The following is an 11,601-nucleotide window of genomic DNA, read 5'->3' on the forward strand; positions in this document are numbered from 1 at the left end:
TTCAGCGAACGGTGCATCCGCTCATGCCGTCCGTTCTGCTCCGGGTGACCTTTCCTGATGCGCTCCGGCAGGATACCCAGCTTTATCAGCCACACGCTGAGCTGGCTCAGTCCGGCGATGCCTGAACCGGCGAAAGGCGCCCCGTTATCCGTACGCAGTACTTCCGGCAGCCCGCACTCCCTGAAGACCTTTTCCAGACAGGCGCGAACGAACACCGTACTTTCCGCCTGGCCAGCCTCGCATGCCAGCAGGTAGCGGCTGTGGTTGTCGGTCAGGGTAAAGGGACGGCAGTAGCTGCGGTCCAGTAGCCGGAAGCGGCCCTTGAAGTCAGCGCTCCAGACCTGATTAACGTGACGGATATCGGTCAGCTTCTGCACGTTGCCCGGTGTGCGTCTGCGCTTTTTACGGTCAGGTATTAAGCCTTCGCGTTTGAGGAGGTCACCGACAGTGCTGCCGGCCGGGACATCAAAGTTTACGTTGTGGTTCAGGAGCCACTGACGGATTTTACTGGCCCCCCAGTCCTGATGAGTGAGCCTGAGGTCGATGAGCTGCCGGGCGACATCGGGTGGGATGCGGTGCGGCTGCGTAAGACGTGCACGGGAACGGTCAGCCAGAGACAGGGGGTCATCGTGCTGAAAACGGTTAAGCCACTTGTATCCGGTTTTACGGCTGATGCCGAACTGGCGGCAAAGGGAAGCAAAAGAATGAGTGCCTGCATGGCAGGCACGGATGAATTCGAGGCGTTGCATGATAACAGTCTCAGTCCAGGGCATAGTGAGTCTCCTCCGCTATGCCAGTTATAACTGTTACCCATGTGCCCGGTCTAAAGTGTTACCCATGTGACCGGTTTGTACCTTTATTCCGCCCGTATCAATGGTTTGCACTGCGGTCGCCATCGGGACGGGAGCCATTAATGGCTCCCCTACAGCTGGGGCCAGGTATTCTGCCGTAGGGGCGGGATTTATTCCGCCCGTATCAATGACTTGCACTGCTGCCACCTTCGGGACGGGAGCCATAAATGGCTCCCCTACATCAGGGCGGCAGATATTCTTCTGTAGGGGCGGCATTTATGCCGCCGGTATCAATGACTTGCACTGCAGTCGCCATCGGGACGGGAGCCATAAATGGCTCCCCTACAGTAACAATGACAGTGACAGTGTTCCCGGGATACCGCCCGGACCGGTTAACGCGCCAGCCAGCCGCCATCGACGGCAAGGGTGTAACCATTCACATAATCCGATGCTGCGGAGGCGAGAAATACCGCCGGCCCCATCAAATCCTGGGGTAAACCCCAGCGACCTGCAGGAATACGCTCGACAATGGCGTCATTACGATCCTGGTCAGCACGCAACTGCTGAGTATTATTGGTCGCCATATAACCCGGGGCAATGGCGTTAACATTAATACCGTGTTGCGCCCACTCGTTAGCGAGCAGACGGGTCACGCCCATCACAGCGCTTTTTGATGCGGTATAGGATGGCACGCGAATACCGCCCTGGAAGGAGAGCATCGAAGCGATATTGATAATCTTACCGCCGTTGCCCTGCGCAATAAACTGACGGGCTACCGCCTGCGACATAAAGAACACGGTTTTAATGTTCAGGTTCATCACGTCATCCCAGTCTTTTTCGCTGAACTCCAGCGCATCCTGGCGGCGGATAATCCCGGCGTTATTCACCAGAATATCGATATGGCCAAACTCCGCCAGCGCCCGCTCCAGAAGCGAGGGCAGCACTTCAAGTTTGCTTAAATCGGCTTTCAGACTTAAAAAACGACGCCCCAGAGCGGTCACCTGCGCGGCAGTGTCATCCGGCTCCACAACGTTAATCCCGACGATATCGCACCCGGCCTGCGCCAGGCCAACCGCCATACCCTGCCCTAAACCTGTGTCGCAACCGGTGACGATGGCAACTTTACCCTGCAGTGAAAAATTATCGAGAATCATTCTGTCTTCCTTAGTGCACCGGGCCGCATTCACCCGGATCAAATGTAGGGATAACAATCGGTAAGAGTGATGGCACCACCGCCAGCGACAATGCCATCCCCCTCCAGCCTGCAGTAAGTCTATCCCTAATTTTCCGTGTAGACAATTAAATTAAAACACTGTTTTGTTTTTAATAAAACTTCAACACAAAAGGATCAATTGATTAAAAGCTATACTGCACACCGATACGGAAACGCGTCTGCCGTTCATCGGTGGTTTTACGCACGCTGACGTTACCCACCTCGGTATACGGCGCCCAGTTTTGATTGATATTCCACAACACCCTCACATTATGCTCGTAGTCCCATTTCTTATTATCAAAACGGATCTGATCGCTGCTTTTATAGATGTAGTTATATTCAAACCTTAAATCCTGATAACGATATCCCAACCAGAATTCGCCACGATTGACTTTTTCATCATCTTCCCCCTCCTCGGTCTCACGGGTATATTCATAGCGGTAACGGGCATTTAAATAGATACCGCTTTTAAAGTTATAACCGGTGGTTAAATAAGGCTTATAAATACTGCCACTGTTATAAGACTCAAGGGTAAAGCCCGGCTGAATAAACCATTCCGGGCTCATTTTAAATTGGTAACTAATGGTACTTTCGGTACCACTACCGACCACATCATTAAAGGGTTTATCCTGATGTTCGCCGCCGGACTTCCATTTTGTTTCCAGCGAGAAACCAAAGCCATTGTCGAAGCGGTGCGAGACCAGCACCCGGTCCTTATTGGCTTTGCTGTCATCCAGCCATTCGTGGCGCAGATCAATGGTCACTGCCGCCGCCGGTAAAGAGGACAATAGTAGCCCGCAGATCAGTAAAGTCTGTTTTTTCATTGTAAAAATCCCATTAGTATTGATCGATGAAATTCACATCGGTTGTTATTGGTTGATTATTTTTGTTTATTATCTGCCAGCGTCAGAAAGTGGTTATCCTTAACCTGACCGCTAACGGCATCGGCGTAATCTGCTGATTGTGAGCGCAATGATATATTGCCATTAAATACGCCCTGCTTATCTGCCTGGGTATAAGGACCCGGACGGAAGAGATAATTAAAGCGTTTATTATCGATGGCAATATTATTACTGACTATCAGCGCACCCGGATTAAAATTATCGGTAAAACCATCCATGCCGTTCTCTATCGCTACACTGGCCGATATCTGATGCGCCACCGGTAAACCCTCGCCGCCCAGCTTAAAGCCATTGTTGCGGTTGCGCTGGGCCACACTGTTTTCAATGGTGACCTCTCCGTTCGGTCCATCTTCGATTTTATTGAACAGGTCAAAACCATCGTCGACGTTATCGTGTGAGAAGCAGGCAATCAGTTTATTCCCGTCGCCGACGCGCATTTTCACCGCAAAGCCATCGGCGTTGATCTGGCCGGGATCCTGATTAGCGTAAGACTCGGAGTGGGAAATAATATTATGGCTGGCCCAGAGCGCGCGGCCAATCCCGGCCGGTGAAGCCACCCAGATGCCGGTATCATCGGCATGATGCGCCACCACCTGGGTGATGCGATTGTAGCTGCCGGAAATATTGAAGCTTTTCTCCGTCACCGTAATGCCAGCGATATCCCAGTGGCTGGCCTCAAGATTAAGCCCGTGAAATACCGCCAGCCGACCGAGGGGACGCAGTTTTTTTGCCTGTTGTGGCGTACCGCTAACGCTGGCGGCCAGGGTCGTCAGGCTATAGTCGCCATCCGCCAGCCACAGAGTTCCTCCCGGCGCCAGTGCCGCAGCCGCGGTAGCAACATCCAACGGTTGCGCACGGCTGCCATTATTGCCGGCTTTACCCTGCGGCGACACATACAGATTATGCGCATCGGCAAGTTTCAGCGCAGTTACCGTCAGGCTGTCGTTCAGGGAGGCGCCACTGCGGGTCACCAGCCGCCAGGCGAGCTGCGTAGGTTTGGTGCCGAGGGTAACGGCCAGCGACTGCATCTCACCGGCAGTCACCGCCTTATCCTCTACCAGCACCTTACCGTTACTGCTGACGTTCAGCCTGCCATCCTGATTACTGCGTAACTGGAAGTGATACTCTGGCTGCGCCGCCAGCGCTGCGGAAGCGATCTCCACCCTCGCCGCCTGTGGCGCGGCAATAAACGACGGTTCAGCAGTGCCATGGTGCTCACTCAGCGTCAGACTGGCCTGATGGACGGTAATACGCGCATTACGTGAGGCGAAAAAGCCGACGTAATACCCCTCTTTATCCAGCACCGCAACACGCTGCGCATCCCCGATCTGGTGGGTTTCCCAGTTATCGCTGCCCGCAGCGGCCCAGCCGGAGATAAAGCCGTCATCGGTGCGCGCCAGCCGCAGACGAAAACGGGGCGTTTGCCGGATATCCAGCCCGTGGTGATAAGCCTGACGGATAATCTCAACCCCGGCATTTCCCCACTCATGTTCGACGCCATTACGCGCGATTTGTGTCACCTGTAGCAGGTTATGGGACTTTTTATCCTCGGTAAGCAACGCATTCATCACCATATTGGCGGCGGCCGGAAACTCCTCATCACCGGGCCGCAGCACCTCAGCACGCGCTTTCCCCAGCACATCCCTTACCAGCAGTCCCGCCCCTTCCTGCCCGGCAGGCATGGCGCCATTTTCCGGGCCGAACTGGTCGACACTAATCTCGGCATCCAGCTGCATATTGGCGCTGACTGGCAGCCGGGTGTAATAAAACGTCAGGCCGTCATGGCTGTTGCCAATCTTGCCGCCACGGCTCTCAATCTCTACCGGCGTGATCAACCGTCCGCCGGCCTCAGGTAAGCGCTGCCCATTGGCCTGCGTTACCTGATTGAGCCCTACCTTTTCCGGCAGCACATTGGTGGCGAAATTAACATCGGTCGACTGGCCGAACGTAATGGCATGCCATACCAGCGTATCGGGATTGGGTAACTGGGCGGCAGCACTGATGCTGACGACCAATAGCGACAGAGGGAGTAGTTTTATTTCCCGCATTTATCATTCCTTTAAGCGAGCGAAACCTGTCCTGCCCAATGGGCAGGAAGGTGTTCAATCAATGGAGGTATGGATTAACGTTGTGGCAGCTGAACCGGCGCAACCGGGGTGACGCCATCGGCCGCATTCATTTTGCGTGAGATATCACTATTGCCCCAGCACTGCTCGTAGGGATAGCCAATCAGGTTTTCAATCACTGCGCGCACCTCAGGTTTGATCGCGCTCAGTTCCCCACCGGCTTTAATACGCGCCACCTCTTCCAGCACAATAAAGTGCGTTTTACGGTTCAGCGTCATCTGGCGACTAAAGATAATCGCCGTCAGCGCCAGCACAATCACCCCGGCGAAGAATACCCAGGAGATAGCGGTAATCGCGCTTTCTGGCTGAACATGGGATTTTGACTGGAAGCCGTAATAGCTGAGGATCGCCCCCATCACAAACACAATTACTGAACGGACGATCTTACCAGAGAAGGTCATGGCGCCGGCATAGATCCCCTCGCGACGGCGGCCGGTAAATACTTCGTCAACATCGGCGAGGAAGGTGTAAACCGTCCACGGAATGTAGTAAACCCCACCGGTGCCGAGACCAAACACCACGGTGACGCCAATAATCGCCACGGTCGCCAGATGCGGCGGCAGGTTAAGGAAATGCAGCAATGAGTAGCAGCACACGGCAAAAATAACCACTAACAACGCCCAGGTGTAGGGTTTGCTAAAACCACGTTTGACGCAGATACCAATAAATAACGCGGTGGAGAACAGCTGTAATATCGCATTCAGGCTGTTCAGGCCGGCGAGAATGGCCGGATCATACTGCAGAACAAAAATCACATAGTAGGTAAATACCGAAGCGAATAACCATTCGGCGCCAAAGCCAAACAGATACATGCCCAGATGCTTACGGAACACACGTAAATAAAAGGTGGACTGCATATCACGCGCCAGCGCAACTACGGTTTGCCATAAGGATTTTTTCTGTCTGACGGCAGTAATGCCAATATCCTTACGCTCCCAGGAGAAACGGTAGAGCATGGCGATGGCGACAAACAGGATCAGGCCGTAAGTAATGCCGGTATACTGGAACGGCTGTGCTGACTCTTTACCGTATAGCAGGATAAACTGGCCGGGAATAAAGGCGGCGAGGAAGTTCGCCATTTTACCAAAGATAGCCTTATAGCCGGTCAGCTTGGAACGCACGGAAAAATCATCGGTCATTTCCGTCGCCAGCGTTTCATATGGCACCATCACTGAGGTGTAAATCAACTCAAAGATGACGTAGGTGCTGAGGTAGTACCAGAAGCCAAAACCCTCGACCCACAATAACGGATAGAACATCATTAACGGCGCGCCAATCAGCAGGAAGAAACGCCGACGACCAAAACGCTTGCCGAGCCAGGTATTACCAAAGTTATCGGTTAAATAGCCCATCAGTGGATTGCTGATGGCGTCGATCACGCTGGCTACGGAGAAGATAAATGAAGCCTCCAGTAGCGTCAGTCCGCAGAAGGTGGTGTAGAAATAGAGCAACCACGCGCCGGCAATCGCCAGGGCGCCGCTGCCCAGCAAGTTGCCGCCGCCGTAAGCCAGTTGATGGCCCAGCGTGACCTTCCGTCCCTCTCCCAAAGGTATCGTACTTTTTATCATGATGTTAAGGTCTCTTTAATTAATGAACCATTGTTTCATTTTAAGTGAATGGCCATTTTATATATTTAAGAGACCCTGAATGATGTGACTTATGTCACTCTAAAAGGTAAGCCTGGTGTTTTATTTGTAATTTGCGATACAGCTAACATTTGCACAGAGCTACCATACATGCATCCTTCCAGCATAAATAATTAATTTGTTTAATATCATAATATTAATAAATATAGCAGCACCAATAATCACCATGTGAACGTAAACCAACGCTGTTTATGTGCTTTAAAGCGCTTTTTGCGTAAAGTAAAATTTAGTTAACGATTTTCATCAATCGGCGGGGGCTATGATCATTTCAGATTTAATGAAATATCCGCAGCCCGGGGTGACGTCACAAGACTGCGCAAGTTATTTTACGGCGCACACAGCAGAGATTGTCGGTGGGATAGCCGCACTATTCTGCGGCAAAGCAGTATGCCCACTCGCAACAGTCGTCGCAGCTGGGAGAACGACACAGTAGCTCACCGGTCTCCTGCAGGCAGCGCTGGCGGTAGAAAAACTTTTTCCAGCGCATATTGGCGTGATTCATCACCACCAGCTGCGGAAAACAGTCGCTCATCAACAGACGCAGGGTTTCACGTGACGATAATCCCAGGTCCTGCCACAAATGATTAAATCCCAGCGCCACACTGGCGATGATCTGATGCATCGGGCTGGCGCCGGGCGCCTGCCACTGCGCCAGCCAGTCAGCCAGCTCCGTCAACTCTTGCTGCCGCCCGCTCTGCAGCTCACCAATCAATTGCTGCTGTGTTATCACCCGCGCTTCACAGCTGGGGGTTGCCTCTCCCAGCCGCTGCAGCAGTTGTCGCCAGTCAGCGCCGGATAGCCCCATGCGCGGCGCGAAGTGCCCCTGCCCCTGCTGATAGTTGGCCAGCAACTGCGCCAGCCAGATGTCGCCTGCCATTATGCTGCCCCCTGTGACTGGCCGGTGACCGCCTGCTGCCGCTGTTGCCACCACTGTTGCAACGTCCCGTTGACGCTCTGCCAGGCACCGGTGACCTGCGGCTCAATCCCCGCCTGCTCCAGCGCCTGCCACGGCTGGTGACCAATGCGTGCACAAAATACCGCCTGCATATCCGCCAGCAACGCCAGCAACGCCGTCAGCCGATCCTCACTGTTATCCGTTTCACACTCGGCGGGATCCTGGCAGAAACGCGGGGTAAAACGCTCTCCGACTGAGATTACCCCTGCTGCCGAGAGGCTGTAGATATGAAAGCGATCCGCATGACCAAAGTGCTGGTCGATAAGATTCCCCTGACTACTGGCCACCGCCACCAGACAGGCCTCGGGCTCTTCAGACTCGCCCTGGCTGGCAAGGCTGGCATGAATTTGCGCCCGCTGATGCATTAAAGGCAGATAGGGTTCCGCCTGCGCCGGAATGGCGGACAGCGGAAAGGCACTGCTGCGATCTTCGCCCAGCATGCCGATAGCATCGGCGCGGCACTGTTTGCAGTGTGACATTTGCGGCATCACCGCCCCGCACTGCTGGCGTATATCGGCGACCATCGCCGCGTCCGGCTCCGGTTGTCCGGCGAGGCCAAATACCGTGCCGTGCTCCGGGCGGGCAATCAGCGGCATAATATTATGCACAAAGGTTCCCCAGCTTTTAACCTGCTCGCTAATCGCCAGCATATGCTGGTCATTAATCCCCGGGATCAGCACCGAGTTGATTTTCACCAACACCCCGCGTTCAGTCAGTTTGCGGATCCCCTCTTCCTGGCGCGCCAGTAATAGTTCGCCCGCCTCGCGCCCCTGATAGCGATCGCCCTGATACCAGGCCCAGGCGTAGATTTGCGCCGCAATATCCGCATCGAGGGCATTCAGGGTCACCGTCACATGATCCACTCCCACCTCGACCAGCCGATCGACCACATCCGGCAGCATCAGACCATTGGTCGACAGACAGAGGCGGATATCCGGCAGTTGCTGGCGCATCAGTTCAAGGGTCTGAAAGGTGCGCCCGATATTGGCTAATGGATCGCCGGGACCGGCAATTCCCACCACGGAGAGTTGCGGAATAGCTTTTGCCACCTGACGCGCTTTCGCTACCGCCTGCTGCGGCGTCACCAGCTCCGAGACCACCCCGGGACGCGACTCATTGCTGCAGTCATATTTCCGGTTGCAGTAGTTACACTGCAGATTGCAGGCCGGCGCCACCGCCAGATGCATACGCGCAAAACGGTGGTGCCCGCTGAGGGAATAGCAAGGGTGATGCGCCACTTTGCTGGCCTGTAACTGATTAAATGTTGCGGCATTACTGTGGCAGCCGCCCTGGGCGGATGCGGAAGGACAGGAACTCATAGCGTAACCCTTAAGTGAAGGATGATGCCAGAGTGTTGCAAAGGCTGAGCCAGATAAGCCGCCGGCAATAACTGCAATTAATTCAAAAAGCTATAAATAAAAAAACCTGTCAGCAACCGCTGACAGGTTAAAATGTGCTAAAGGCGACAAACAAATTGTTATAAACCGACAGGGCGCCGGGCGCGCTACAAACGGTGCATATTGATATCCATAATCTGGATACGGTAGGCCACCTGGCGTGGCGTCATACCCAGCAGCCGGGCGGCTTTCGCCTGCACCCAGCCGGTCTTTTCCAGCGCCGCAATCAGGCGCTGACGTTCATCCAGCCCCTGATCCTGCCAGCTTTCCGCACTGGCGGGCGCCACAGCCGATTTGGCGGCACGTGGGATCGTTTCCGGATGGTGAAACAGGATCACATCGCGATCAATCACCCCTTCTTCGGTCATCACCGAGGCGCGCTCCAGGCAGTTTTCCAGTTCACGGACATTTCCCGGCCAGTCATAACTCATCAGCAGCCGAATGGCGCCGTCGCTGATATGCAGTTCGCGCCCCTGTCGCAGGGCGATTTTCTGCACCAGAAAACGCGCCAGCTCGACAATGTCATCCTGGCGTTCGCGCAATGGCGGCAGCATGACCGGCATCACATTAAGGCGATAATAAAGATCTTCGCGAAAATTTCCCGCCCGCACTTCCTCTTCCAGGTTACGGTTAGTGGCGGCGATAATCCGCACATCGACATGTAAGGTGATATCGCCGCCAACCCGTTCCATCTCCCCTTCCTGCAGAATACGCAGCAGTTTGGCCTGAAAAGAGGCGCTGCTCTCACCAATTTCATCCAGAAACAGCGTGCCGCCATCCGCCAGTTCAAAGCGCCCCTTGCGCTGCCGCATGGCGCCGGTAAACGCCCCTTTTTCATGACCAAAGAGTTCGCTTTCCAGCAAGTTATCCGGCAATGCCGCACAGTTAAACTTCACAAAAGGCGCGCTGGCCCGCGGTGAGTTGTAGTGAATGGCATTGGCAATTAACTCTTTCCCGGTACCACTTTCACCGCGTACCAGCACCGTGGTATCCCAGCGCGCCACCTGGCGAATAATATCTATCGTCTGACGCATCGCCTGGCTTTTCCCGACCAGACTATCGAACCCCAAATGTTCCGGCTGCCCTTTACAACGCCGGGGCGGCTCGGTTACCGCTGCCGACGCAGACGGGCTGCTCAGCTGGCGCAGCCGCACCGTCTGCGCCAGCAGATTGGCGACCATCTCCAGAAAACGGGTAATCGATGGCAGCCGTGCTTCCTGCAATACCATGGGTTGCGCGGCTAAAACCCCGCAGGGTAGTCCGTCCGCTCCCGGGATCGGCACACCGATAAATGGCAGCTCGTAATCATAAACATTCAGCCGGTCAAGAAAACGCTGATCGTCGGCTACCCGCGGTAACACCAGCGACTGATACTGATGGAGAATGGTGCCCAGTAATCCTTCCCCGGGCCGATAGCGCACCTGGCGCGTCAGCGCTGACAACTCGGGGGAACTGCCATGCAGCGCTTCAATAATTAAACTGCCATGGGCTTTATCCACCAGGCACACCATGCCATGCTGCATAAACGCCATATCATGCAGTTGCTGCAATACCCCCTCCAGCGCTGCGCTAAGTTCGGTACTACGGCACAACACCCCGCTGATGGCATACAACGCCGTCATCTGCTGAGAAATATCAAAACGCCGCAGGCCCTCTTCATTACCTGGCAAATGATTCATCACAGTTCTCCCGCAGACAGGGGCAAGCTGATAGCGAGGCTGGTGCCATAAGGGGGATGATATGCCATATTGATCGAGCCCTGCTGGTAGGCTACCAGGGTCTGGATCAGGCGTAATTCCATGCCGTTGCCGGGGGCAGCGAGTACGCGATCCGACTGGCAGTAACTTATCGCTTCCAGCGGCAGATTGTCGTCAATATGCAGCCGCAGCCAGTCGCCTTCGCCACGGGCAAGAATATGGATATTGAGTAAAAATGGCGCCAGCCCGCCCGCCAGCAGCAGAGCGCGATCCAGCCACAGGCTAAGAATAGCGAGCAGGTGGGTGCGCTGACCACACCAGCTGAGGTCGGGATCGCTCAGTTCATAATGCAGGCTGCCGCAACCCGCCAGACGATGGTGATAAAGCACCTGCAAATCTTCAAACACCGCGCTTAGCGGCCAGTGCCCGGCGGCTTCAAACGCCAGTGATGGCCGGCACTGTTGCAGACGCGCCACCGCTTCCACGCCCTCCTGCCAGGCGGCGTTCAGCGCCACATTCTCTTCACGTTCGCCATTTAAACGCCGGGCCGCTGCCAGCATATTAATCGGACAGTTAAGCTGGATCAGCGCGGCATCCACTGATTCACGGATCGCCGCCAGCAGTTTGCCATTGGTCAGCTTTTGTTTCAGATGATCCATTCTGCCCTGCTGCTGCTGACGCTGTTGCTCACTGCAGTCGTTTATCACAATCAGCATGCGCGGCGAGGGGGTCGCCACAAAGTAGTCGCTGGCCTCTTCATTCACCCCGGGCAGTTCACTGCCCGCCAGCGCAAACCAGCGCCGGGTGCTGCCGATCAGCACCGGGGTCATTTCACCACGCAGCAGCCGGGTTTTATCGGCGGGATAATTTAACA

Annotated in this window: 8 protein-coding genes and 1 pseudogene; all 9 read right to left on the reverse strand. The window is 54.9% G+C overall.

Annotation, left to right across the window (positions count from 1 at the left end; translation table 11 throughout):
* The coding region (locus JWF83_RS22185) for a DDE-type integrase/transposase/recombinase (RefSeq protein ID WP_413647923.1) at window positions 1-773 on the reverse strand (773 nt) is incomplete at its 3' end.
* Between the two features lie 410 nt (window positions 774-1,183).
* Window positions 1,184-1,945: a 2-dehydro-3-deoxy-D-gluconate 5-dehydrogenase KduD gene (kduD, locus tag JWF83_RS22190; RefSeq protein ID WP_413652682.1), complete on the reverse strand. Its 762-nt coding sequence runs from the start codon at window positions 1,943-1,945 to the stop codon at window positions 1,184-1,186.
* Between the two features lie 202 nt (window positions 1,946-2,147).
* Complete coding sequence (locus tag JWF83_RS22195) at window positions 2,148-2,828, reverse strand: oligogalacturonate-specific porin KdgM family protein (protein WP_413652683.1); 681 nt, start codon at window positions 2,826-2,828, stop codon at window positions 2,148-2,150.
* A gap of 56 nt (window positions 2,829-2,884) precedes the next feature.
* On the reverse strand, window positions 2,885-4,954 hold the full coding sequence (locus JWF83_RS22200) for a right-handed parallel beta-helix repeat-containing protein (protein WP_413652684.1): 2,070 nt from the start codon (window positions 4,952-4,954) through the stop codon (window positions 2,885-2,887).
* 74 nt (window positions 4,955-5,028) lie between these two features.
* Window positions 5,029-6,600, reverse strand: coding sequence for an MFS transporter (locus tag JWF83_RS22205; protein WP_413652685.1), 1,572 nt, complete (start codon window positions 6,598-6,600; stop codon window positions 5,029-5,031).
* A gap of 445 nt (window positions 6,601-7,045) precedes the next feature.
* Window positions 7,046-7,555 (reverse strand): nitrogen fixation protein NifQ, encoded by a 510-nt coding sequence (locus tag JWF83_RS22210; RefSeq protein ID WP_413652686.1) that lies wholly within the window; start codon window positions 7,553-7,555, stop codon window positions 7,046-7,048.
* Window positions 7,555-8,952, reverse strand: coding sequence for a nitrogenase cofactor biosynthesis protein NifB (gene nifB / locus JWF83_RS22215; protein ID WP_413652687.1), 1,398 nt, complete (start codon window positions 8,950-8,952; stop codon window positions 7,555-7,557). The genes JWF83_RS22210 and nifB overlap by 1 nt, the downstream gene beginning before the upstream one ends.
* A gap of 185 nt (window positions 8,953-9,137) precedes the next feature.
* The gene (nifA, locus tag JWF83_RS22220) at window positions 9,138-10,709 is read right to left on the reverse strand and encodes a nif-specific transcriptional activator NifA (protein WP_413652688.1); all 1,572 of its coding nucleotides are present in this window, start codon (window positions 10,707-10,709) and stop codon (window positions 9,138-9,140) included.
* Window positions 10,709-11,601, reverse strand: a pseudogene (locus JWF83_RS22225) (nitrogen fixation negative regulator NifL); the annotation flags it as partial. The gene nifA and the pseudogene JWF83_RS22225, both read right to left, overlap by 1 nt.

Source organism: Pantoea sp. B65, assembly GCF_047308185.1.
Lineage (GTDB): Bacteria > Pseudomonadota > Gammaproteobacteria > Enterobacterales > Enterobacteriaceae > Erwinia.